A 25005-nucleotide genomic window follows, 5' to 3' on the forward strand; every position below is an offset into this window, starting at 1 on the left:
TCCTGCATTTTAAACTTCATAGTAAGGGTTCCTCCTAAGTTTGAGTTAGAGTCGTGTCTTACTCATATCTTACTGAGGAGCCCTATTTTTTTCAAAGCTCAAAAATAGCGATCTACAGGAATGCTAACCTGCCCCTTAGCTGAATAAAGTTTTTCTTTTCATTTTAACATAAATATCCAAAAAACCTTCTGTTCTCCTGTGAATAAAGAATGATAATTGGTATTCTAATTTATCTTTATCTTACTTAAAATTCCCGTTATATCAATAAAAAAAAGCAGTCCAATTCAGTGAAGAATTGGACTGCTAAATGGTGAATAATTTTGTTTTTGTACACGAAAACAGATCCCGTTAAACAAATCGGCAACAATTATTATTTCTTTGTATCATTAACGTCTTCTCTAATTTCCTTCTTTATATCATCAGTGATACCTTCTGTTGCCTTTTTGAACTCACGCATGGACTTCCCCACTGCTCTCCCAATTTCGGGCAGTTTGTTCGGTCCAAAGATAATCAGCGCAATCACTAGAATAAGGATTAGTCCTGGAAAACCTATATTTGAAAGCATTAAATCGTCTCCTATTGAAAAGATACGTCCATTATAACGAAAAACGAATTGAAATTGAACCCATAACGAAATTGATCGCCTAACTTACTATTACTTATGCAACAAAAATCCCTCTTGCCCGTATTTCTGTTTTATTAGTTCCTGTTCTTACTTTCACACATTAAACAAACTATTTTGGAAAAAATAACAAGCAAATTCGTTAAAAGGAGAGATTTAATTGAAAAGGAAACTTACTATAATCTTGGCCAGTTTATTTTTGTTGCATGCATTCACCAGTGCTGCTCTAGCTGAAACCGAGGTTCCGGCAGACTTCGGCGCAAAAGGTGCACTTCAGGACAGCTCGATCACTTTGGAGGAGGCACTTGTTTATGCCATCCAGGATGAGTACCTTGCAAAGGCTAGATACAGTGCCATATTGAATAAATTCGGATCGATCCGGCCTTTTAGCAATATTGTCGTAGCCGAACAGCGGCATATCGCTGCACTTTTGCCGTTATTTAAAAAGTATAATGTCAATGTACCCGAGGATAATGCTAACCAGTATGCTTCCGCGCCAGCTACATTAAAAGAAGCCTTCCAGCAAGGAGTCGAAGGCGAAGTCGACAATATAGCCATGTATGACAAGCTAAAAGCGATACCTTCCCTTCCAGAGGATGTCAAAACTGTATTCACTCAGCTAGGCGACGCCACTAAAAATCACTTGCAGGCATTTAGGAGAGGATTGGGAAGAGGAGAATAAGCGGAGCTGTAAATAAAAAATCAGTAGAGTGATTCCATTTGGATTTGCTTTGTTTTTTATTTTGTGAAACAAACTAAAAAAGCCCTTAAAGGGCAGCAGCGCAAATTCAGGATATATTATTCCCAATTTATTTATGACTACTTTTTTTCCATTACGGCAAAGTAATTTTCTTCGCGATCTGCAAAGTTGAATACTCTTCCAGAAGGCATATTTACAATTTCACCGACTGTGATGTTTTTATCTGATAATTTGCTATGTAATTGATCAAGGTTTTCCGAGAAAAACATTAGCGAAGGTGTACCAAGATTTAATCCAGGCGACATTTGTGCTACTAATTCCTTATTGTGCAGGATAATACTTGTCTCTGCATCCTTTGATGGCGCGATTTCAATCCATCTCATTCCCTGACCGTTATTTTCGTCGGAAATTATACTAAACCCTACTTTTTCCGTCCAAAAATTAACTGCCTCATCCTGGTTATGTACATACAACATAATTTGGCCGACTTTATTAATCATTTATTACCCTCCCTTATGCATTCTCTTAAAATTATAACACTTTTAACACTGGAGAATTTAGAATATTTAATAAATATAATGTTTTTTAAAACTATTTCGTTTTCAGAAGGAATTTTATTGTTTGGCATCCAATTACCAATGTAAACAACATAAGGTGGTTTGGAAATGAATCCATTTGTTTTCGCTTGTATTGCTCCGCATGGCGGTGAGATTATTCCTGAATTAGAAGGATCCATGCCCGACAGGATGGCTATAACGAGAAAAAGTATGGTTAAGCTTGGCCAATACATGGCAGATGCTAAGCCAGATTGCATTATCCTCCTTACCCCACATGGGACAAGAATTAATGGGCGATTTTCCATTGCCGATTCCGAAAGAATGGCAGGTTTCGTTGAGGAAAATGAGGCATCATTTCGAATGGAAAGACGTGTGGCACGGGATTTAGCGAGAAGAATTAATGAGGAAGCCAGTAAAAATGGACGTCCGTCTTCGACGATAAATTACGGAACATCCGAGGGACCGATTTCGTGCCTGCCACTGGACTGGGGTGCAATCGTACCGCTTCGCTTTATGCCAGATGTGCCGATTGTTGTCATTACACCATCTAGAGACCTCAGCTTTCAACAGCATCTCGATTTTGGAAACTCCCTTCGAAAGGCTGTCGAGCAGACAGGCCGGCGAGTTGGATTGATTGCAAGCTGCGACTGGGCACATGCTCATGATGAACGAGGTCCATACGGTTTTCACCCAGCTGCAAAGCAATTTGATGAGCAAGCAGTTGAACTCATAAAATCAAACAGGTTAGAAAAAATGGCTGATTTTGAAGAGAATTTTATAGACGCTGCTAAACCAGATGGAATCTGGCAAACCCTCATCCTTGCAGGAGCGATTCCTCCTGAAGAAAGAAAAATCGAATTTCTGTCATATGAAGCACCAACTTATTTCGGCTTAATTTGCGCAGGTTATTTTACATAATCAAAAAAAATCTAGTCCAGGTGACTAGATTTTCTTTTTTACTTCTTCTCTTACCGATTCGATGATTTGTTCGGATAAGTTTGCCGGAACCGACGATCCATTCTCGAACAACCAGGCATTGATGATTTCCAGGTCTGATTTATCAAAAGTGATACTGTATTGCTTTTCCTCGAGAGTGAATTCGACGGTTACATGTTCCTGTCCGTTGGATTCATCATCAATGATCATGTTTTTGATTTCATATTGTTCCATTATCATTCTCCTATGTCACTTATGAGATTTTGCATTCATGCATTTATTCTTTTATCATTACCCTTATTAAGTGTCATTTATCCCTTTATTACTCATAGAAGGGATTAATAATCAACACAAGAAACTCTGAGATTTACTAAATAATATTTTGCCGCCACTTATCCCATTAACTAAACCTTAATATAAATAGAGAACCACTGCTGGTTCCCTAAATGCTTAAGAATTTAAACGTTCAGAAGTGTTTTTTCCTTCTACCGCTACTTTATTTCCGCCGATCGACAGCCATGTAACGAAAGTCAGCATGATCATCGCACCAAGCATCTGGACATTCTGCAGCATCGTATCGAACCAAATGACAGAAATGATCATCACAGTCAACGGCTCCACGCTTGAAAGGATGCTGGTCTCAACGGCGCTGATATAATTCATGCTGCTTAAGAACAATAGAAACGCTAATGTTCCAAAGAATATTAAGATCACCATGATGAAAATCATTTTTGGCTGCCCTATAATCGACCATTCAGCAGACTGCCAAACCCGATTTACAATACCAAGCATGATACCGCCAATCAGCATGCTCCAGCCGACAATCGTCAGTACGCTATATTCCTTCATTAACCGCGATGGGTATAATGTATAGAATGCAAAAGTCAGACCGACTGCCACACCCCATAACAATGCCTCTGTACTGACCAATAAGCTGCTTAAAGACCCGTTCGTCAATAATAAAAACAGACCTACCAAAGTTCCCGCTATCCCAATCGTTTGAAAACGCGGCGGCCATTTTTTATGGGAGAAGGATACGTACAGCACAACAAAAATTGGAGCCGAAAATTGCAGTAATGTAGCGACTACTGCATTGCTCGTTTCAATCGCCATCGAGAAGGTGAACTGCAAGCCTACCATCCCGAAAACACTGAAAAGAATCACCTGATTCCTCCAGTATGGCGTTTTTACTACAGTGAAAATATCTTCCTTTTTAAAAGCTAAGTAAGCCAAAATACTGCCTCCAGCTATGATTAATCGAACCGTAAGGATAAAAGGTACCGACAAATCAGTATTGGCCAAAACCCATTCAGTAATTGACCCGGTCATCCCCCACAACATAGCCCCAAGCACAATCATAAGTATCCCTTTTAATCGCAGCATAAAAAAATCACCTAACCTTTCATATGTAGGCAACTATGGTACCGATTATAACCGTACTACTTTTCCTGATCAGCAGTTTGACTGAAAAAGTCAGCGATAAGCCGGTCATAAAGTTTCGAATCTTTAGGAATCGTATACAGCTCTTTATTCCCATCAAATTTAATACGAAGAGAGCCTGTCTCTGTATCCAGCCAAAAGCGGTAGGTTCCTTCTTTATATAAGTGTTTGCTAGTTTCCATGTGACCATCTCCTAATTTTAACTAATTATTATTCTACCATATAAAAACAGGCCTTACCGACGAAAATTATTCTGTGAATGATAGACTCGTTTTAATCCAAATTAAAGAACCCAGGATCAGTACTCCTGGGTTCCACAATATCTTACCAGCCTTTCAATTCTACCTGATATATCCCTCTTCCAAATGTAGCAGCATATAACACACCTGTTGCTTCATGATAAGATAAATCCGTAACCGGAATCGTTGGAATTCCTTCTCCAAGAGCGTACCACTTTTTTCCTCCATTTGGTGATACAAATACTCCTACATCTGTCGCAGCGTATAATGTGTTACGATTTTTCGGATTAATCACAATGTCATTTACCGGAGCATCAGGCAGGTTGCTGCTAATATTCTGCCATGTTTCCCCTCCATCATTACTCTTTACAACATGTGCCGCATTATCCCCAGTCCTGAATCCTGAGAATGCCGCATAGACGATATCTTCATTTTTATAATCAACAGCAAGTCTCGTAACCCATTTTGTTGGAAGGGTCTTATCCTTTAACTCTGTCCAGTTTTTTCCTAGGTCCTTTGTCGTCCAGAGTTTGCCATCATCTGTTCCGGCATAGATTACATTACTGTCAGATTTAGAGACTGCTATTGTAGTAAGGGTACCGTATGGGTAGGCATCATTGCTTACACCATCCGAGAGGCTTGGACTGATTGCTTCCCATGTTTTTCCGTGATCAGTGGAACGATTAATGATATTTCCACCGTAATACATAATAGAAGGATCGCTTGGATCAAACACTAATGGTGTCAGCCAGTTTCGTCTATCTGAGACTGTCTGTTTTGTGAACGATGTCATTGTGTCTCCCCCGTTGTCTGAACGGGCACAGTTTCCGTATTGGTAACAAGCAAAAACAATATCTTGATTTTCAGGATTGATGGCATTCATCAGACCATCACCGCCATAATAATTGTTCCACCCATCTTTTCCCCATGAACGGTTGGAACCATTGTCTTGTGTCCCACCGGAAATTCTAGTTGGATCCTGGTGGCTTACATCAAGTGTGTAAAATTGTGTATATGGCTCATACGTAGCTTTTTGCCAATTTCCAGTTACAAGACCATTTTCTTCAGAACGGTAAACTCCACCATCGTTACCTAAGTAGACACGTCCCGCTTTTTTTGGATCCCATGCCATGGAATGTTGATCAGCATGGACTGCTCTGCCGTTCGAAGGAGCCCAGGTTTTGCCTCCATCTTTGGATTCCATAAGGCTGACACCAGAAACGAAGATGTGATTACCATCTTGAGGGTCTACATAATTACGGCCGAACCACCATCCGAACGAGGACTGAGAACTCGCAAGCTGGGCATGATGCGGTACCTTTGTCCATGTTTGCGCGTAGTCATTACTTGTATAAAAACCCTCGAAATACCCGTCCGGCTTAATGACTGTCGCATATACCTTTCCTGACTCAGTTGATGATACTGCCAGTCCAATTCTTCCTTTTTCTTCTGAAGGAAGTCCTTCCTCCGATTTGGTCCAATTTTCTCCGCCGTCTTCAGAATAATAAATTGCTGATCCACTTCCACCATATTGTCTATGGTTAGGCTTGCGGATTCGATCCCACGCAGCTGCGTATACTCGGTCCGTATTCTGAGGGTCTATCACTACATCCACTACGCCTGTTGTATCGTTTTCTCCTTTAAGTACCAGTTCCCAAGTATCACCGCCATCAAGAGACCTGTACAATCCGCGTTCACCGCCACCATAGAACAATGGACCAGCAGCTGCAACAAAAATTTGATTTGGATTTTCAGGATCAATGTAAATCCGTCCAATTGAACCGGACTCCTTTAGACCAATGGATTCCCATGTTTGACCACCGTCCTTGGAACGGAACAAACCAGTCCCTCCATAAACGACACTTCCTCCACCTGGATTTGCTTCACCGGTTCCAGCAAATAAAGTCCCGTCACTGCTGATTGCAAGGGCCCCCATAGCTTGTGAGTTATCATCATCCCATGCTGTCTGGAAAGTATCGCCTGCATCAGTACTTTTCCAAACTCCGCCAGAAGCGGCAGCAATATAAATGGTATTGTCATGTTTTGGATCTACAACAACATCTACTACCCTTCCGCCAATATTACTAGGGGCATTGAATGACCATTTTTGATTAAGAGCGCCTGGAGCTTCCTTAGAGGTAACAGCTCTTAAAGCTTTTGCTTCTTCAGTCGCTTTCCTAAAAGCATCTCGAGGTATAGCTTCTTCTTCATAGCCTTTTTGGGTCATGAACCAATCATCGCGTTTGCCTGGACCCTTTTCTACAAATCCTTCTTCCTCTACCAATAATTCTTTTTCCTTCGTCTCTTCCTTTATCTTATTTTCTTCCGGTTTTGCCACCTGGGTTGCAGATTCATTAAAATCGAACATAGATACCGAGATAACGAGCAGAATTGCGAATGCTAAAATAATTGACCAATGTTTTGCTTTCACGGAACTTCTCCTCCTTCGTTCATTTATGTAATGCAATAGTAATAAGTGCTCTCTCCCCCTTTCCAAATCGATAGCTTATAATATTACGGATATCGAATTAAATCAATATTTTTTGAATATTTTGATACTTTGTCCCCTGCTTATTTTTTGAAAATGTTTCCATATCCCCATTTCATTTTATGAATTGGATTGAATCCTATAGTCTATTTGTCATATTCTGGATAGCTATTTTATCGAGTGTTCTCCTTACGTATAACGGGTAAACAATTGGCATGGGTTAGTTTGAAAAATCTGGAGGTGGTGGATTCATGAAGACTGAAAGACAGGTAAAAACAAAGAAGAACAGAAGGTCAGGTATGGCTTTGCCTCTTACTGCTTTAGGAATCGCAGGAACTCTTTATGCCGTTTCGCTTAATCGGCGGCGTAAGACGGCTGGATCATCACATTCGAGATTGTTAAAAGCGATAAAGCTAAGTGCCAAAACCATCAAATTAGCATGGCCGGGACATGGCGGCCATTACCGTGCGTTTAGGGATCATGAACTTATTTACGAAGGGCTTGAACCAAAGCTGGTCGATCAAAATCTTGTTCCTGGCACTCTATACACCTACTGTATCGAAAAGCTCGATGAACATGGGAATGTGGAAGAAAGAATGAAAATCCAGACGACGACATCAGTTGATTACAAGGAAAGAGAGAACATTTTACAAGACCTGCTCCTAACTACCATTATTGCTAAAAACCAGGTTGGTCTAGAATGGGAGCCAATTGAAGGAGTATCAGAATATACGATTTATCGCAATGGCGTGAAACTTGAAACGATACATTGCTGTTCATTTACCGACCAGAACCTGGATGAAAATGAGGAGTTCACTTATACAATCAAGGCCAAGCGGCCACTTCAGCGTTCAGATCAATTGAAATGGGAAGTCAAATCACTTGTGGCAAACGCCGTAGGTGCGATAAAGAAAGATTCTTCTACTGAAATGGCCGCTGAAGAAGAGTTTTCAATTACCAAGAAGATCGGGGCTATCAATCAACTACTAAAGCCAATAGATTCAAACCAGAAAAACAGTGAAGGCCTATGGCAGCTGCGCTATACAACTTTTTTAAAGGAGGAATACTTAAAAAATCCAAATTCTGCTTCAGCAGACCAATATTTCAAAGGCGATCATCGCTCATTTGATCCCGAATCTCCAAACTTCCGAACGAGAGCTGATGTGTTCATCGATTCGTTGAATCCCTCTGCACTGCTAAGCAAGGAGACTGGCAAAACCGAAGCTTTTACCAAAAATCATCAGCATATTGAAGATGCAAGCGCATCGGACAAAGATATAAAATTGGAGAAAGTACTTACTGACGATGGAAAAATCATGTTCTACCTGAGCCATTCTGTCAGCAATCCATTAGTAGTCTCCCCTGCGATTGATTATCTGCTATGCGGAACATTTTATAAAGATAGCGAATTTGATATAGTAGGCATCCACGACCAGGCACCTAATCACGAAATCTATCTTAAGGAACCCGGTACCGAAAACTGGCAAGTAATCCATCAGGCAGAAAGCAAAGGTCTCGAGATGATGGCAAACACAATGGCAAACCACTATTGGCGTTACTCAACCTTTACAAAATAAATGTTAACACAAAAGAGGACCATCGTTTTTGATGGTCTCTTCTTTATGAAAAGTACTGGTTTAATTCTATAAAATGATAGGGTTAACGCTAATTAGAAATCTTTTAAAATAAAGCGGTCTTACTTATTGTAGTGTACGCACCTTTTAGCCTGCAGGCAGCACAAAAAATCAATACGGCTTCACAAAGACTGAAAAAAATATCCAACAACTACTTTTTCTTTTGGGTAATGGCATTAATAACACACGTATAATCATCATGTGAACGCACTATGCCTTAAATTATGTATACAAGGTACTTTCCTAATCATTTTTTTTACACTAAACGGGAAGGATTTTTTTAAATTAGAGGTGAAGAAAAATGAATTTGGATCTTCAAAGATTATTTAATAGTTTAATACAAATTGAACATGTTTCAACAACATTATATCTTGCTATGTCCGCTTACATGGGCAGATTAAACTTTACAGGTATGGCACATTGGCTGCGGCTGCAATCAGAGGAAGAAAGAACTCACATGCTTACCTTGATTGATTTTGTCGTGAATCGGGATGGCATTGTACAACTCACTAGCCTGCCAGCTCAGCCTAGTGACTTTGGTACACCATTAGAGACCTTTGAAAAGGTGTTAGCTCATGAACAATTTGTTACTAATGCTTACCGCCAAGCCTATAATTACGCCAATCAAACGGATCCTCAGGCTGCTTTAATTATTCAAGACTTCTTGCGGGAACAAATAGACGAAGAAGCACAGGCTAAGACAATTATTGATCGTCTTAAACTTGCTGACAATAACTCTTCTGCTCTCATACAGATAGATCAGGAATTAGGTGCCAGGACAAATACAACTACTGCTCCGGCAGCAGGTTAAATTCATTACAAATTTTGAATAACAATTGCATGATTTATGAATCCGTTTGTAAATTTTAGTTTAAATGCCCTCATGAATAACCCTACCTATCTGCATAGAAAGGTAGGGTTTTCTGCATTCCAAGTATACAATCACCTGTTAGAACACTGTCCTGTTTGTGAACACCACCAATGTAAATAACCCCCTTTTTTGCCAGTTCTCCCCCCCCTTTAATGTTTCACTTTGCATTTAGTGGCTTGTTTATGAATCGAATGGGCAGAGTCTTATAATTAATTTGTTTGTCCAATAGGTGCAATAACTAGTTCATCGATAAATAGTTGAATAGTCTATAGGGGGTAACCAATGCGAACTTAACCCATGATTTGATAAGAATAAGAAAGGAGCAATTTTTAATTGACTTTCCCAAATATCCCCAACATTACCCCCTTGATTTCAGTTAATGGTGCACAAACAGTTCCTTTACTTCTAAGTTCGATTGCTTTAGAAGAATTAGCGCTTGCTCATCTCATGAACGCTGAAGCAGAAAAGCTTCAATTCATTCTCGGAACATTACCAGGTGCAGGAATTGCGTTATCTCCTGCGGAGGTTTCTGTAGCTGATCTTCTTGAGGTTAATTCAAGTATCCAAAGAACTCTTCGGGATGTCATAAAGAAGGAAATGCTTCTTGAATTCAAACTTGAAACCGTAATAGATCATCTCGTTCCCATAGCCGCTTTTCCAGCACCTATGCTTTTAGAACAACAAACATTTAACTTTACGGGGGAAGTGGTCACAACGACTGTCCCAGCAGGTGCAACTACCGCCACAATCCGGGCAATTGGAGCTGCAGGAGGAATTGGATCTTCAGCCAATGGACTCGGTGCATCCATCCAGGGTGATTTCCAGGTTACGCCTGGTGATACGCTGAGTATATTAGTTGGCCAACAGGGACAGACGGGCTCATCTTCTCCTGGTAATTCTAACGGAGGCGGCGGTGGCGGCAGTTTTGTTTGGCGTGGAGATGGCCCTGTCACTCCTGCTAACCTTTTGGTTGCAGCCGGGGGTGGCGGCGGTGCTAGCAGCGTAGTAGGAAACGCTGGAGTTAACGCATCACTTACTAGCAATGGCACTGCCGGAAATCCGGGTGGAAACGGGGGTTCAGGTGGGAGAGGTGGCTCCTCCGCTGCGTTCTCCGCTGGCGGCGGCGCAGGAATCTTACCAAGTCCTTTGGGCGATGGCGGCAGTTTTGAAGGAGAAGGCGGGCAATCGATATTTAATGGAGGCGCTGGCGGTGCCGGAATTAATGATTCCAATGGCAGCTTCGGCGGCGGTGGTGGCGGCGGGGTTGCTGAAGGCGGCGGCGCTGGAGGATTTAGCGGCGGTGGCGCTGGCGGCAATGAAGAATTTATTGGCGGTGGCGGTGGTGGCGGCTCCCAAAATAATGGCACCAACCAAGTCAATACAGCTGGCGCAGGCATTGGAAATGGTCAGGTAACCATAAGCTTTTTTGGATTTCAGGAATAATCTTTAAGGTGATTCCCTTTATTTTAAGCGCCTTTATAAACCTCAAAAAAGAACTAGTCTTCATGTTCCATTAATTTTGGAAATCGAGACTAGTTCTTTTTATAGACGTTATTTTAACAGTCAACAAGCTTTCCTACTTCTTAGGAATTTCGCATCCATCGTCGTCACAAATCTCTCCGTCTTGGTTGCCTAAGACAGTGATTTCACTTTCTGCAATGACTTTTTTCAATGCCTGGACAAATGCTTCTGTTGGCTGTGCACCATTAAGTGCGTATTTTTTATTAATAAGGAAGAACGGCACACCTGTGATGCCATACTGTTTGCCTGTTTGCTCATCGGCGCGAACGGCATCAGCCATCTCATCGCTTGCAAGCATATTTTCTACTGCTTCCCGTTCCAGTCCAACTTCTACAGCTAACTCCGTTAATGTCTCATGATCTCCAATATGTTTGGACTCAGTGAAGTATGCCTGCAAAATTCGTTCAGTCATCTCTTGCATTAATCCTTTTGTTTTGGCAAACATCGTCAAACGATGTGCATCGAAGGTATTGGTTAAAATGAGAGTATCCATGTTATAATCCAATCCAGCTTCCTTCGCCATTTGCACCACATTTTGCGTGCTTGCTTTTGCCTGCTCAATGCTCATCCCATATTTTTTCGCTAAAGCTTCATATATGTTTTGTTTTATTTCCCGACCCATTGTTGGATCCAGTTCGAAGCATCGGTACGTTACTTCGATTGGATGGTCAATCTGCTTAATGGCGTCCTCCAGACGCCTTTTGCCAATATAGCAGAACGGTCAAGCAAAATCTGTCCACATTTCAATATGCATGTTTTCTACCTCCAATTCCTTATTTCCTTTTATAGTATAGGAGTTGGGCTTATTAATTACACGTATTTTGATTCGGACCCTTTAAGCCCATATTCTTTCTGGATAATTCCGTCCATTCATTATTACAAGGCTCTGTTAAACTTGACTGTTGATTTGCGTTCCAGGCGCTTCGCTTTCCGCGGGCGGCCCGGGGAGCCTCCTCGTCGCTTCACTCCTGCGGGGTCTCCCCTGACCCGTTCATCCCGCAGGAGTCTTCGCACCTTCCACTCCAATCAACAGAGCTTAAAATCAACAATGAACTTTAACGCAGACTATTACAAAAATCGTTTCCTCACAGCTGGCGGCGGAAGCATGCAGCTTTCCTTTTGCCCGAACCATTTGTAACGGTTTTTAGCTATCAGATCGTACACAATATTCCTGATCGGCGCTGGAACAATCATAAAAATATAAAGCAGCTTCCAGGCACTATCCAGATGGCGGCTGATTCTCAGCGCTGCAGAGGATTTATAATAAACCTTATCATTCTCAACCAATATCATACTGTCCACATTTTCAGGGACGTTGTATTTCTCCAGCAACTTTTGACCCGCTTCACTTTGAAGGGAAGCAAAATGGAACGTCTCTTTTTTATCCCTGTTCAGGATGAACTGTACACTCGCATCACAAAAATTACATACCCCGTCAAATAAAATCACAGGATGCATGTTACATCCCTCCTTATTTAAGACATGAGTGCTACCTCTATTTTACCATTTATCCATTAAAGTAATAATGAAACAATATTTTCTTAAATGGATAATTTTGATCCGGTTTTTATTCGTAATAGCCTTCCCTCGCTTCTTCTCATCTAGTTTTGTCCGTTAGAGAGATGATCCAGTCAAATAGAATGCTCTCATGGTAATTACTTCAAATTTATCCCTCAAGCATGTTAAACTCTATAAAGATGTTAAATACATACCCGACTTCGAGATGAGGAGGAAATTCGTGAAACGACATTCGCTATTCATGATGTTACTTATTTCGCTTGTTCTTTCGGCGTGCAGTGATGAACCGGAAGAAGCGACAGCACAAACACCCAAAAAGGAAACGGCTGCTAAGGAAGAAAAACAGGAAAGCAAACTTGATGGTTTAACGGATATAAGTTTAGAGGTTTCCGAGGAAAGCTTGAAAGGCTTGCAGCCGGGGACGATGATGTCTGACCTGACCTATGAAAAGGATATTGAGGATATCGGCTTTAACACACCAGAGCTCGATCCTGCACTGAAGAGCAAGCTTCCTGAAAAGCTTGAACAATTGGCAAGTGAAACTGATGACCTTGAAACGATAAAAAAGGGTCTTATCTCATTGCTTGCCAGTCCCCACTATAAACAAATCATCGAAGGTGCAACTGCTTATGAGCCTTATTTTGAAGAGCCTTATCTGCCTGATCCGACAAAGTCTGAAAACGGAGAACAGTCAGTGGCAGCAGATAAGGCAATCATCCTGTTGGATGCAAGCTCGAGCATGGTGCAACAGTCAGCCGGCCGTGTGAAAATGGATATCGCGAAAGATGCTGTCAAGAGCTTTGCGAAAACCATCGGGCAGTCAAGCGAGGTTTCGCTTCTAGTCTATGGCCATAAAGGCTCAGATTCGGATGCTGATAAGACCCTTTCTTGTTCTGGAGTTGAAGAGGTCTATCCAATGGACAAATACTCCAAGGAACAATTTCACGAAGCAGTCGATGCGTTTGAAGGCAAAGGCTGGACTCCGCTTGCGGGTGCCATTCAAAAAGCAGCGGAAATGAGCAGCAGCTATGAGGGAAGCACAACGATTTACATTGTCAGTGACGGTGCCGAAACTTGTGATGGCGACCCTGTCCAGGCAAGCAAGGATCTTGCTGCAAAGAACCCCAATAATACAGTGAACATTATCGGCTTCGACGTAGATGAAAAAGCAGATAACCAATTGAAAGAAGTAGCTGCGGCTGGAAACGGGGAATATTTTAAAGCTGATAACCCTGAGGAGCTTAAGAATACGATTCAGTACGAATGGCTGCCGTCCACCCTAGATCTTGCATTTGCCTTTACAATGGCTCCGGACGGATGGGACATGGTCGCAGAATACAAGACTGCGGATAAATATCCACTTGAATTATGGACTATCGGCAGAAAAGAATCCCATCGAATCATCGATGCAGCCTCAATCATGGCTGAAAACAAATGGATCACTGACGAACAATACTCCGAGATAAGAGACTGGGGATTCGAGCGAAGCGAAGCAATGAAAGAGCTCCATTATGCCATGTCCAAAGCGAACCGTGAAAAAGCCGATGCTAAGAGCAAAGAAATCAGGCAAAGCGTCGATGACTGGGTAGCTAAAATGAAAGAACTGAAAAAAGAGCGTGGCGATACTTGGTAAAATACACAGCTGGCCCTCAGAGTTGAGGGCCAGCTTTTTGTTCACCGATTATTCTTTTTTTGTTCATCTAATCCTCACTTTCCAGTCAAGCACAGCTCCTGTATTAGCCTTATAATTTGCATGTAACCACATCAAGGAGCTGGTGAAAATGCGAGAGAAAATGATGGATATCATACTAGGAATCACCCTTTTTTGCATCGAATGGACAATCCTCTTTTTACTCACTTCTGATAAAGAAGCTAAACCTCTAAATTAATCCTTTAACTCCAAACTCTTGCCCTGCAAGAGTTTTTTTATTCTATCACGACACCATGTTTTGTACGGTTCACCCTGATTTCTTTCTTATCTTCAACTCCATCGAAAACCACTTTGTTGACAACAATTTTTTCTCCGTTAAACTGAATCCAATATTCCAATTCCTCAGTAAAATTCCCATATGTATTCTTGATCGTTTTTGCTATTCCCTTATCCTCCACAACTCCCTGAACAGTTTCCACCGCAAATTCCGAGTAAAGGTAATCTTCATATGCAAAAGACAATAACACGATGCAGCTGATCCACAGAAAAACAGACATTAATTTACTCATTATTATCACCCATACGTAGTTTATGGAAGAAAGATAAATTTACTCTTAACAAGGGATTGTATGGTTATTTTTTTTGGGATTACGAAAGGTAAAATATGTTAAAATGTATTTATATTAAAAAGAAGGATGGGTTTAAGTGATTTCTGCTGACCAATTAAAGATCGAAATGAAAGAATTGGATTTTAAAATACCTGAAACGATAAAAAACAAGGATCTTAATACGCTCATTAAACAAATGGTTCAACATATCGGCTCTACCGACCCTGAGTTAAGGGACAAACTTATTTATACATCGTTTTATTATCTAATTAAACAGGATTATCTTAACCATAAACAAATGAAATATTTAATCGAAACCTGCCTTGACCAGAACCATTTATTTTTAGGTATCGGTACGACTAAGGATGATTCGGTATTCACAAGGGCTTTTTCAACATTGGTTATTGCACTCATTTTGGGGAAAGATCGCGAAGCTCGATTCCTTTCAGAAGAAACCGTCCTGCAAGCAATCGATAGCAGTATTCAATATTTGCATAAAGAAGAAGATACTCGTGGATACGTGGATGAAAAAGGCTGGGCGCACAGTATAGCACACGGAGCGGACTTGTTGGATGAAGCGGTTAAGCATCCGTTGTTTGAACTAACTTTAGCAAATGAATGCCTTGATACTATTGGAAGGTGTATTTTAAAAGAAAAAGCTTATATCGATGAAGAAGATGAACGACTTATTTTTGCGATTACTTCCCTTTTAGAAAAGGGAATGGATGAAATCTTATTAGAAAAATGGGTTATTAATCTATCAAATAAAGTCATTGAAATGAAGAATACAAGTGGCTATTCCCCTTCCTTCTTTAGGAAGAACACCAATTTAAATCAATTTTTGAAATCACTTTATTTCCGGTTAATGTTTTTAAACAAAGGCATTCAGACCCGGAAGGCAATCGAAGGAATTCTAAAAGCCCAACAACTGAATTAACTTAAAAATGCTCAGCTTAGCTGAGCATTTTTACATTATTTTTTCTATAACATTTGATTGGCCATATCTATGGTATCTTCTTTAATCTGCTCCGCTGAGATGTTTTGATTGGTGTATCCAATATTATAATAAAGCCCGTCTTTTTCAAAGGTAAGAGTTCCGTTATAATATCCAACTATTCCATCAGATAATTGAACTTCCTGTCCTAATGATTCCGCATATTCCACTTTAAAATTATGGACAGTGATCATTAATATGATAGATTCATCTTTCTTTTTCGAAACACTATCAAAGTTGACTCTTAATTCTTTTCCATCATGTGAAAAATCCTCAATCGTCATCTTTAAAGGCATAGCTTCAAAAGGGAGATCTTCAGGTGGTGTAACTTCAAAAGGCAGTGCTTTTAAACCCTCTTTTAAAGAAGGCACATTATAGGTGATCGGTATACTTTTTAATTGCTCTTCCGTCGCATCCCCTGTTTCCTCAACCTTCTCCAGTTTACTAGTGTCGAGAGCACCGTTTTGTTTTTGCTGGCAGCCAAAGAGCAATAACACTAAGATTATAGGGATAAACCATAACTTCTTCATTCAGACTCCCCCTTAATTGTTTCTATTTAATACGGGAATCCCATTGAAAAGTTTCAAATTTTATCCAAATATTCAAATGATAAACAATATTATTTCTTACCGCCCCAAATCTTACTTCCGTAAGCAACTGCAATAACACTGAAAATACTGCCAATTAATATAATTATCCCGGTCATTTACTCGCCCCGCTCCCTCTTACTAATGCTTTGGCTTTTGTATAGTGGAAGGCAATTCAGTGTAGCCCTGACGAAGGACGGTATTTACTTTTTCTAATCAATTATTGTCCTTCATTGATTGGATGACGGACAGTAATTCCGTTTTGCAAGCGATTATTGTGATAGCCTCGCTGACGGATATTCATTTAAGCGCTAAATACCCACTGAAAACTCCATTAAAAATTGGTTCACTCTCTGGGCTGCCTCGGTAAGTCGTTCTGGCGGCTGTACCATTGCGATCCTTACATACCCTTCACCTTGTTTGCCAAAAGCATCTCCTGGAACAACTGCAATCCCTTCCTCGTCGATGAGCTTGAACGCAAACTCGCGGGAACTCCATCCAGCCGGGATTTTTGCCCAGACAAACATTGTTGCCGGGGAATTGGCAACTTCCCAGCCGCTATTTCTAAAACCACTCACCAAAGCATCTCGCCGGGACTGATACTGCTTCAGCTGACCTTCGAGAAACGAGAAATCAGAAGTCAGTGCAGCGATTGCCGCTTTTTGAATAGGATAAAAGATTCCATAGTCGATATGCGATTTGAATGATGCCAGAATATCAATGACCTGTGAATTGCCAGCCACATAGCCAATGCGGCAGCCTGCCATATTGAAAGTTTTTGAGAGTGAGTTGAACTCTACCCCGACTTCCTTTGCGCCAGGTACGGATAGGAAACTGATTCGCGGGTTCCCGTCATAAATCAATTCCGAATAAGCGAAATCATGGACTACCAGAATATTATGTACCTTGGCAAACTCTACAACTCCCTCAAAAAATTGACGATCAGCCAGCGCTGTGACTGGATTTCCAGGATAGCTTAAAATCATCATTTTCGTCTTTTGCAAAACTTCAACCGGGATTTCCTGAAGCTGCGGAAGGAACTTATTTTCCTCTAACAATGGCATTGGATATATATTGCCCCCAGCGATCGTTACGCTAGCTTCATAGATTGGATAGCCAGGATCAGGCACAAGAACATAATCACCTGGATCAATGATTGCTGTCGCGAGGTGAGCAAGCCCATCCTGGGAACCCATCAGCTGAAGGACTTCCCTTTTATCGTCCAGATCAACAGCATAACGCTGCTGGTAAAAATATTTGACCGCTTCATTAAATTCACTTATTCCTTTTAAAGTATATCCGTATTTGCCTGGATCCTTCGAGTATTCAACCAGAGTATCAACGACAAATGGAGGCGGCGGAAAATCCGGACTCCCTATGCTCAGGTCGATGACATCTTTTCCTTTCAACATCGCTTCCTGTTTCCGGTCTACCACTTCCTGAAAAATACTGGAGGTCATTCTTCTTATCTTTTCTGATCCGTAGAGATTCATGGATATTCCCCTTTACTTTTGATTTTTTCATGTTGTCTTCAGAGAGGTTGATTGTTCTAAATTTTTAAAATATAAATTCGATTATAACAGTGTCGCGGTTTCAGTTCTAGAAAAAAATAAAAAAATGAGCTGCTAAGCAGCCCACTAAATAACTTCCATATCAAAACAAAAGATGTGCGATCGGCGCTACAATGATGAGCGTCAGGATGGTCCTCTGGATCCAGATAACCACCAATTTCCGCAGGCTGATCGGAATTTCAGTCGACATAATACTAGGAATCAGCGCTGAGAAAAAGATAATGGCTGAAACCGAAACAACGCCGATGACAAACTTCGTGATCATAGGGGCTTCAGTTACAAGCAAAGCAGGCAGGAACATTTCAGCAATTTCGATAGCGGATGCCTTAGCTGCCAGCATTGGCTCTGGTATCTGGAGGATCAATGTGAAAGGATAGAAAATGTAGCCAATAAGATCAAACACCGGTGTGAATTCCGCTAGAACAAGTCCCAACAATCCTACTGAAAGAATCGATGGCAAAATCCCCATCGTCATGATGAATCCATCTTTTAAATTATCCAGAATGTTTTTTCCAAGAGAAGGTGCTTTGTTCGAAGCGCTCATTGCACCAGCCCACGCTGTTTTCAAACGATTTTCCGTCACAGGTTCCTCAGGTAAGCCTTTGCCCTCATAGTATTCATCACTAACCGTGCGTAAAGGACGCAACCTGACCGTGATAGCGGTTACAAGAAAGGTAACGACTAGTGTCGTCCAGAAATACGTATTCCAAACCTCCATTAATCCTAACGTTTTCGCGACTACGATCATGAAGGTAGCAGAAACGGTAGAAAAACCTGTCGCGATAATGGTCGCTTCTTTAATTGTATATTTGCCTTCCTTGAAAACACGGTTGGTGATCAAAAGTCCGATTGAATAGCTCCCTACAAAGGATGCCACTGCATCAACCGCCGCTCTACCTGGTGTTTTCCAGACTGGCCGCATGATTGGCTGCAGCAATACTCCAAAAAATTCAAGCAAACCATAGCCAACAAGCAACGCCAAAAATACAGATCCGATCGGTACAAGGACACCAACTGGTATGACTAGTTTTTCATAGAGGAAGGGTCCCATGCTAGGTTCAAATAACCATGCTGGCCCGACCTTCAGCAGCAGCATCAACGCCACTACTACTCCAAGTACCTTTAGCAAAGAAAAAATTATGGTCGTTGAATTCTTGTTCCACGTCTTTCTGTAAAAAGGATAAATGGCTCCCAATAAAATAACAATGAATGCATAATACGGAACGGCTGCAGAAAAAGTGTTATTAACCCAAGTAACTAGGTGGTCGAGCGGGATTGATGATTTTTCACCAACAGTGATTGGAACAAAAAACATGAAGATGCCTATCGCACTAAATATGAAAAACTTCATCATACTGAGTGTTGATGATGGTATTTCCGGCTGTTTTCCGGCCTTCACTTCTGGGTTGTTCTGCACATGATTTCCTCCTTTATTTGATAATTCAGATTATTTGTAAGAGAAGAGCATTCTTTTGCTCTTCTAGTTACCGATAGAAGTTGTACCTATATAAAACTCTATTCACAACAACACGAAATTAGAGTGTCTCTCGGCACAATTTTTTAAATACCTTTCAATTTAAATTCGAGTATAAGATGTGGATATCCTCTTGCGTTTTAACCAATTCTGTTTAATTTCCCAAAAACAAAAAGAGCTGCCAAGGCAGCCCTTACACTATGCTTGTGTGATAATCTTATCGATAATCCCATATTCGAGTGCTTCCTGGGCACTCATGAAATAATCGCGGTCGGTGTCTTTTTCGATTTTTTCAACAGGCTGCCGAGTTCTCTCGGATATGAGTTGGTTCACGTGGTCGCGCAACTTGAGGATTCGTCTCGCTGAAATTTCGATTTCCGTCGCCTGGCCCCTTGCACCTCCCAACGGCTGATGGATCATGATTTCACTGTTTGGCAAGGCAAAGCGCTTGCCTTTTGTACCTGCCAGCAGCAGCATCGCTCCAAAAGATGCGGCCATTCCGATACAGATTGTGCTGATATCGGGCTTGATGTATTCCATCGTATCAAAAATTGCGAAGCCTGCTGTGGTTGAACCTCCAGGACTATTAATATAGATGGAGATATCCTTATCGGGATTATCTGCTTCAAGAAATAGAAGCTGAGCAATAACACTGTTTGCCACCTGGTCATTGATTTCATCTCCAAGCATGATAATGCGGTCTTTTAACAGCCGTGAATAAATGTCATATGAACGCTCTCCACGGTTCGATTGTTCGATAACATAAGGAATTGTACTCATTTGGGTCCTCCCTTTTCTGCTTACGCAGCCATTTTGAAACTAGAGAGAGGTGAACGGGAGTGCAACGACATTTGCGGTGAGCATGAAGCAAGTGACGGGAATTCCTGGATATTTTCAAGCAATACAGTCGGATCCTCAGACTGAAGCGATTCGCAAAGCAAGTCTGACAGCAGCTTTTCTTCGTCCTCGTCCAGATCCTGACCCACTTCACGCAGGCTTCCTTCCCTCTGTAGCCTTTTCCTGGCGCGGTGGATTGAAGCCTTGACGGCCATTTCAGTTGATCCCATCAGATCGGCAATCTCGCGTGATTTGAAGTGAAACGCTTCATTCAGGATAAAGATCACTGCCTGCTTCGGCGTCAAATTGGAAATAACCATCTCGACAGTATCCCTCACGCTTCCTGGAGTGCAGGAGGCAAGATTTTCAGGTAATCCTGTTATCTCACGGCTTTGCTTTCTGATCGTATCAACCCAGTGGTGATAAGCGATTTTTTTCAGTAAAGCCGAGCTGATTTGGGAAGGCTCATAATGGGGAATGGCCTTCACCATCACTTCCTGCACGAGGTCGTCGCCATCCCAGCTGCTCTGGGTAAGAAAACGGCAATACTGCTGCAATCCACGGTAAAATTGCATAATCCCAGATTCCTGGACTGCTTCCAGCTTTCCAGCTTCCGCAGCATTCATTCGTTTATCAGTGTACATCCTGTTCACTCCTTTGAACCTCTCTGCCCTTTAAACGGATTTTGGGAGAAGAAAAGATACGGCCCTACGAAAAATTTTTTCTCGCGATGAATTCATTATATGCACGAGTGATTTTATACTACCCATTCATCGAACGCTTTTGCCTTCTGAGCAAAAGGAATCCTAAAATAAGGATGAGCAGCGCAATTCCTCCTAGTATATATGGATACCTGTTTACACCCTCCTCATTGAATTGATCAGGGTAATTATTCTTCAAATGTTGTTTAACAAAGGCAATAAATTCTGTTTTGGTGATCCCATTCGGATCTAGTCCAATTTCTTCAAACTGCCTGATAGAACTATCTCCCAATGGTCGTACTTTATTTTTTGAAGGTGAATACGCGAAATCGAATTCAAATGGTCTACTGTGCAGATAAAATTCCTCTTCCTCCAAGTAGGCTATTTCTCTTGTAAACCCACCTGAATAGGAAATTCCTGCAATCGCTATCTTTCCTTTAGAAGGATTATATATATCAAAAGCATTCTTCAGCTCCCCGCTTTGATAGACGGGAGCAACCCAATGTGCGGGAGCTTCGACCGTGATATTCAGATGCTTATCAATAACAAGTCTATTTTCAGGAATTAACCTCCCAAGTTTCAAATCCTGATCTCCCTTGGTAAAATTAAATGCAGCAGCATTACTGTCACTAACAATATCGAGGATAAAACTCCTATAATTTTCTTCCGCAAACCCCTCCACCTCAGCGGGAGCCCGGTTTTCCATTTTACTTTCATCAAAACCCATCAACACGAACGAAAATAAAGCGAGTAATAAAAATCCTGTTTTTTTCATAGAAAACGGCTCCTTAGCTTTACTAGTGGAATATGTATTATTTCCCAAATTACACCACAAGACCTGAAATGGATATATAAAATAAAAATGCCTGGGTATCATACCCCAGCAAAGTTTACATATGAATTCCATAACGTTTTTCCCAGTTTGCCTTTAGCTCGTCATTGCCATTGGGAATGACATATTGTTTTATTACTTGCTGAATCTTATCTTCACTGACTAAGTTATAAGTTGATAGCTTCATTTTTTGGTTGCTCTTTGTTTTGATAGCAAGGTATTTCAAACTGCTCCCAGCCCACTCAATATCGGTTATTTCCTCGATGGGAATAATGATTTTTTGCGATGCTAGCTTCCCGTCTTCAATAGAAATCAAAACACGTCCTCCTAATAAAACTCCAATCAGTTTTAATAAAATCACTCCACTGAACAACAAGCCTACCAGCCCGGCTATCACGATGAAAAAGCCTCTTATTAAACCAGAGTCTGGAGCTACGATCATTAAGACAAATCCCGAAAGGAACGTGCCAAATAGCGCTGACGATACCATGCAGCCTGCACCGGGAACTGTGTATACAACCTCCACCTTGTCATCTAATATTTTGATATTATGCTCTTCCATTTAAGGGTCACCTCTCAAATCGATTTTAAAAGAAAAAGCTTGCAGAGCTAAACGAATATCTCTGCAAGCTTCTATAAATTTAAGCTCCTTTATTGCTCATACGCCTATCCCAGTTCTCCTGAAATTCAGGAGTCGCATGAGGAACGACATATTGTGTAATCACCTGATTCACTTTTTCTTCATTCACAAGGTTATAGGAGGACAGCTTGACTGTTTTATTGTTTGTTGTCTTGATGGCGAGATATTTCAATGAACTTCCAGCCCATCTCATATCTTTAATTTCACTAATCCTCACAGCCTGTTTCTTTCCTTTGAAATACCCATCCTGCACTGTATAAACTGCCTTCCCGGTCAGCAATGCCCCAACAACCTTTAGCATAACTGTACCGAAAAACAGCATTCCAAAGCTACCAATTATAACCCCGATAAAAGCCCTGACGAACCCTGAAGTAGGAACTATGTAAAATAAGATAAAGAGTGTGGCCACCAACAAGAATCCACCGCCAATCAGCATGCAGCCTGCACCTCCACTTGTATAGACCACTTCGACACGATTATCGTAAACTTTTATATTATGCTCTTGCATTTCATTTTCCATATTGCACCTTTTCCAATGAGTCTATGACATTGTTTTTGATTAATTGGTAAATTTCTCTGCGATCACACTGATTCAAATAAAAGAAATCCTCATTTTTTTCAATGATCCAGTTATTCTTTAAATCATTTGTAAATAATACAACATTTTTTGCTACGGGTTCCTTTTGCTCTGTAAATTCCAGAAATAGTAACGTATTTAATAACCCATTTGTTGCTTTCAGAGTTTCATAGAATTGCTGTTTTTCACCATGCAGCACAGGGAGATCAAATAGCTTTTGATTATCTTCAAGTGAGTCAAGCAACTGTTCAAATTCAGCATTGCTTAGTTCAAATCCGTTGCCGTTTCCTCGATTACTAACCCGATAAAATCCCGAAATAAACTCTGCAGCTGCATCTACAGATACTTTTTCAAAAACATGGACCTGATCATCGTATAACATAGAATGCTGTAGTACCGTCTTTCCGTTAAAATGGAAGGAGACAGACTGCTCTCCGCCATTCGCCGCGTGACGGGAGGCTTTGATGGACTGTTCTGAGTAATTCAGCATGGAGATAATCTCCGCCAGCTCTTCCACCAGAGTAAATTTGTGATTTTCGTATACCATTAGACTTTTAGACAGGAGCGAGCGAGTCGTGACTTGAAGCAAAAGGTCCATTTTCTCATCGTCCAAGTCCCCGAAATAAACTTGCTTCAAAGCATTACCATGTTCAAAAAATCCTTCGTTGTAAAAACAATAGATTAACTCCTCTATTGAAAGTGAAATTTTATTCATGTTCCCCTCCTAGCCTCCAAATCCAATGATTGATTTCGCTCCGCCCAATAAGTTCGAAGCATGAGCTTTCACATCATTAAAGCCTTCCTTCACCTTACTTACACCAAAAGCAATTGCCTCAGTACCTTTATGAATTCCATCTTTAAAGTGCAAAGCTGTTTTATCCACCCATGCAGGGGTTTTATTTGCTATCTTGTCGCCGACCCAGCTTCCCACAAAACCGCCGACCGCAGCACCGGCAACTGTTCCTACAGGTCCGACTATACTCCCAAGCATTCCACCTACCACAGCTCCGGCTACAGACGTCCCGGATACAACCGCAGTTTTATATACAGCACTGCCAACCACTTTCGCGTTTTCTTCCTTCAACTTCTCACCGCTATACATGTTATAATTTTCGGTAATTTTGATTCCAGCGCCAATTGTTTCTGCACCTGCAGTAATCAATACGGCCAGCGCTGCATTTGATTTTCCGAGCCTCAGCCCGTTTTTCAATATACTCCCAGAATGATTTTTCACTGCATTTAATATTGGCCCATTTTTTGCGTCAACAAGCAATTTTTGAACGCTGTTGCTGAGGCCTGCGATATCCTTCGGAAAATAATTGGCTGCCCGCTTGTATATTAGTTCAGACAACGTTTTTTTGCTAAATGCCCTTGTAGGGCTCACCATCAAACGAGCAAGCATATTCATTCTTGAACTTTCAATTTTATTGATCATGCTAGCGACTGGCAGACGCATTTTTCCCAGTAAAACATCATCGACTACCTGGAACTTGCGCAATACTCCATCGATATCCGTGAATCTGAATCCAAGCAAATGCATGAAACCTGCACCGGCAGCATACTGTGCTCCATGCAGGAAATCCACCCATCTGCCATAGGTATTATTGTATGTTTCATATAAATTGCTGGCGAAACGCTCATCAATCTGTTTCCTTGCAGCATTAATCGCTTTATTCACCGCGTCAGCCTGGCGGTTCACGCGCTGATCGGAATTCGCATATCGCTCAGCTGAATTGGCTGTAAAAGCCTTAAGCTGGTTCATCTTCATCTCAATTCGGTCAAAGGATGATGCAGCGCGGCTGAACCGGCCGTTAATCCCGCTCCGTGCGAGAATTCGCGGATCCACACTATTCCTCACACCTGCCACATTATTCTGGATACTTTGCAATCGGGAAATCGTGTGACTCAAACCTGAAACTGAGCTATTGACCCCATTAATATTGAATATAATTTTTGAAGACAAGGACCATCACTTCCTGTTTTAAAAATACAATTAATTACACCGAG

The 25005-nt window shown here is 41.2% G+C and carries 26 protein-coding genes; 7 read left to right on the plus strand and 19 right to left on the minus strand.

Annotation, left to right across the window (positions count from 1 at the left end; translation table 11 throughout):
- Window positions 1-370 precede the first annotated feature (370 nt).
- On the minus strand, window positions 371-565 hold the full coding sequence (gene tatA / locus M3204_RS16565) for a twin-arginine translocase TatA/TatE family subunit (protein WP_251484231.1): 195 nt from the start codon (window positions 563-565) through the stop codon (window positions 371-373).
- 217 nt (window positions 566-782) lie between these two features.
- Between tatA and M3204_RS16570 the strand changes: the two genes are divergently transcribed.
- Window positions 783-1304 (plus strand): ferritin-like domain-containing protein, encoded by a 522-nt coding sequence (locus M3204_RS16570; RefSeq protein WP_251484234.1) that lies wholly within the window; start codon window positions 783-785, stop codon window positions 1302-1304.
- Window positions 1305-1441: 137 nt separating this feature from the next.
- Here M3204_RS16570 and M3204_RS16575 read toward each other — a convergent pair whose 3' ends face one another.
- Complete coding sequence (locus M3204_RS16575) at window positions 1442-1822, minus strand: VOC family protein (protein WP_251484237.1); 381 nt, start codon at window positions 1820-1822, stop codon at window positions 1442-1444.
- Between the two features lie 165 nt (window positions 1823-1987).
- Between M3204_RS16575 and M3204_RS16580 the strand changes: the two genes are divergently transcribed.
- Entirely contained in the window at window positions 1988-2797 is an 810-nt protein-coding gene (locus M3204_RS16580) for an extradiol ring-cleavage dioxygenase (protein WP_251484240.1), read from the plus strand.
- A gap of 24 nt (window positions 2798-2821) precedes the next feature.
- On the opposite strand, the gene M3204_RS16585 is transcribed toward M3204_RS16580, so the two are convergent.
- The 4 genes from M3204_RS16585 to M3204_RS16600 form a co-directional block, all read right to left on the minus strand.
- Window positions 2822-3049 (minus strand): hypothetical protein, encoded by a 228-nt coding sequence (locus tag M3204_RS16585; RefSeq protein WP_251484244.1) that lies wholly within the window; start codon window positions 3047-3049, stop codon window positions 2822-2824.
- A gap of 216 nt (window positions 3050-3265) precedes the next feature.
- Window positions 3266-4198 carry a DMT family transporter gene (locus tag M3204_RS16590; RefSeq protein ID WP_251484245.1) on the minus strand — a complete coding sequence of 311 codons (933 nt, stop codon included), beginning with the start codon at window positions 4196-4198 and terminating at the stop codon, window positions 3266-3268.
- A gap of 56 nt (window positions 4199-4254) precedes the next feature.
- Window positions 4255-4437 (minus strand): hypothetical protein, encoded by a 183-nt coding sequence (locus M3204_RS16595; protein ID WP_251484246.1) that lies wholly within the window; start codon window positions 4435-4437, stop codon window positions 4255-4257.
- A gap of 142 nt (window positions 4438-4579) precedes the next feature.
- Window positions 4580-6925, minus strand: a complete 2346-nt coding sequence (locus M3204_RS16600; protein ID WP_251484247.1) for a WD40/YVTN/BNR-like repeat-containing protein — start codon at window positions 6923-6925, stop codon at window positions 4580-4582.
- Between the two features lie 308 nt (window positions 6926-7233).
- Between M3204_RS16600 and M3204_RS16605 the strand changes: the two genes are divergently transcribed.
- The 3 genes from M3204_RS16605 (at window position 7234) to M3204_RS16615 (ending at window position 10930) form a co-directional block, all read left to right on the plus strand.
- On the plus strand, window positions 7234-8559 hold the full coding sequence (locus tag M3204_RS16605; RefSeq protein WP_251484248.1) for a DUF3238 domain-containing protein: 1326 nt from the start codon (window positions 7234-7236) through the stop codon (window positions 8557-8559).
- Between the two features lie 358 nt (window positions 8560-8917).
- Window positions 8918-9427: a ferritin gene (locus tag M3204_RS16610; protein WP_251484249.1), complete on the plus strand. Its 510-nt coding sequence runs from the start codon at window positions 8918-8920 to the stop codon at window positions 9425-9427.
- Window positions 9428-9820: 393 nt separating this feature from the next.
- The gene (locus tag M3204_RS16615; RefSeq protein ID WP_251484732.1) at window positions 9821-10930 is read left to right on the plus strand and encodes a hypothetical protein; all 1110 of its coding nucleotides are present in this window, start codon (window positions 9821-9823) and stop codon (window positions 10928-10930) included.
- A 133-nt stretch (window positions 10931-11063) separates the two neighbouring features.
- Here M3204_RS16615 and M3204_RS16620 read toward each other — a convergent pair whose 3' ends face one another.
- Complete coding sequence (locus M3204_RS16620) at window positions 11064-11717, minus strand: DsbA family oxidoreductase (RefSeq protein WP_353056051.1); 654 nt, start codon at window positions 11715-11717, stop codon at window positions 11064-11066.
- Window positions 11718-12076: 359 nt separating this feature from the next.
- Window positions 12077-12466: a thiol-disulfide oxidoreductase DCC family protein gene (locus M3204_RS16625; protein ID WP_251484250.1), complete on the minus strand. Its 390-nt coding sequence runs from the start codon at window positions 12464-12466 to the stop codon at window positions 12077-12079.
- A 280-nt stretch (window positions 12467-12746) separates the two neighbouring features.
- Here M3204_RS16625 and M3204_RS16630 point away from each other — a divergent pair, with 280 nt between their 5' ends.
- The gene (locus M3204_RS16630) at window positions 12747-14159 is read left to right on the plus strand and encodes a vWA domain-containing protein (RefSeq protein WP_251484251.1); all 1413 of its coding nucleotides are present in this window, start codon (window positions 12747-12749) and stop codon (window positions 14157-14159) included.
- Window positions 14160-14452: 293 nt separating this feature from the next.
- Here M3204_RS16630 and M3204_RS16635 read toward each other — a convergent pair whose 3' ends face one another.
- The gene (locus M3204_RS16635) at window positions 14453-14746 is read right to left on the minus strand and encodes a hypothetical protein (protein WP_251484252.1); all 294 of its coding nucleotides are present in this window, start codon (window positions 14744-14746) and stop codon (window positions 14453-14455) included.
- Between the two features lie 136 nt (window positions 14747-14882).
- Here M3204_RS16635 and M3204_RS16640 point away from each other — a divergent pair, with 136 nt between their 5' ends.
- Complete coding sequence (locus M3204_RS16640; protein WP_251484254.1) at window positions 14883-15722, plus strand: DUF2785 domain-containing protein; 840 nt, start codon at window positions 14883-14885, stop codon at window positions 15720-15722.
- A 44-nt stretch (window positions 15723-15766) separates the two neighbouring features.
- On the opposite strand, the gene M3204_RS16645 is transcribed toward M3204_RS16640, so the two are convergent.
- The 10 genes from M3204_RS16645 to M3204_RS16690 form a co-directional block, all read right to left on the minus strand.
- On the minus strand, window positions 15767-16309 hold the full coding sequence (locus M3204_RS16645) for a hypothetical protein (protein WP_251484255.1): 543 nt from the start codon (window positions 16307-16309) through the stop codon (window positions 15767-15769).
- A gap of 368 nt (window positions 16310-16677) precedes the next feature.
- Window positions 16678-17859 carry an LL-diaminopimelate aminotransferase gene (locus tag M3204_RS16650; protein ID WP_251484256.1) on the minus strand — a complete coding sequence of 394 codons (1182 nt, stop codon included), beginning with the start codon at window positions 17857-17859 and terminating at the stop codon, window positions 16678-16680.
- 160 nt (window positions 17860-18019) lie between these two features.
- Window positions 18020-19291, minus strand: coding sequence for a YjiH family protein (locus M3204_RS16655; RefSeq protein WP_251484704.1), 1272 nt, complete (start codon window positions 19289-19291; stop codon window positions 18020-18022).
- Window positions 19292-19609: 318 nt separating this feature from the next.
- Window positions 19610-20191 carry an ATP-dependent Clp endopeptidase proteolytic subunit ClpP gene (gene clpP, locus M3204_RS16660; RefSeq protein WP_251484258.1) on the minus strand — a complete coding sequence of 194 codons (582 nt, stop codon included), beginning with the start codon at window positions 20189-20191 and terminating at the stop codon, window positions 19610-19612.
- A gap of 20 nt (window positions 20192-20211) precedes the next feature.
- Entirely contained in the window at window positions 20212-20892 is a 681-nt protein-coding gene (locus M3204_RS16665) for a sigma factor-like helix-turn-helix DNA-binding protein (protein WP_251484259.1), read from the minus strand.
- Window positions 20893-21010: 118 nt separating this feature from the next.
- Window positions 21011-21676, minus strand: coding sequence for a hypothetical protein (locus tag M3204_RS16670; protein WP_251484261.1), 666 nt, complete (start codon window positions 21674-21676; stop codon window positions 21011-21013).
- A 163-nt stretch (window positions 21677-21839) separates the two neighbouring features.
- On the minus strand, window positions 21840-22343 hold the full coding sequence (locus tag M3204_RS16675; RefSeq protein WP_251484262.1) for a DUF5381 family protein: 504 nt from the start codon (window positions 22341-22343) through the stop codon (window positions 21840-21842).
- 79 nt (window positions 22344-22422) lie between these two features.
- Window positions 22423-22941, minus strand: a complete 519-nt coding sequence (locus tag M3204_RS16680) for a DUF5381 family protein (RefSeq protein ID WP_251484265.1) — start codon at window positions 22939-22941, stop codon at window positions 22423-22425.
- A complete protein-coding gene (locus M3204_RS16685; protein ID WP_251484267.1) occupies window positions 22931-23713 on the minus strand; it encodes a hypothetical protein in 783 nt (260 codons plus the stop codon). The genes M3204_RS16680 and M3204_RS16685 overlap by 11 nt, the downstream gene beginning before the upstream one ends.
- A gap of 9 nt (window positions 23714-23722) precedes the next feature.
- On the minus strand, window positions 23723-24961 hold the full coding sequence (locus M3204_RS16690; protein ID WP_251484280.1) for a glycine zipper domain-containing protein: 1239 nt from the start codon (window positions 24959-24961) through the stop codon (window positions 23723-23725).
- Window positions 24962-25005 lie beyond the last annotated feature (44 nt).

The organism is Mesobacillus subterraneus, assembly GCF_023715485.1.
GTDB lineage: Bacteria > Bacillota > Bacilli > Bacillales > Cytobacillaceae > Mesobacillus > Mesobacillus subterraneus_B.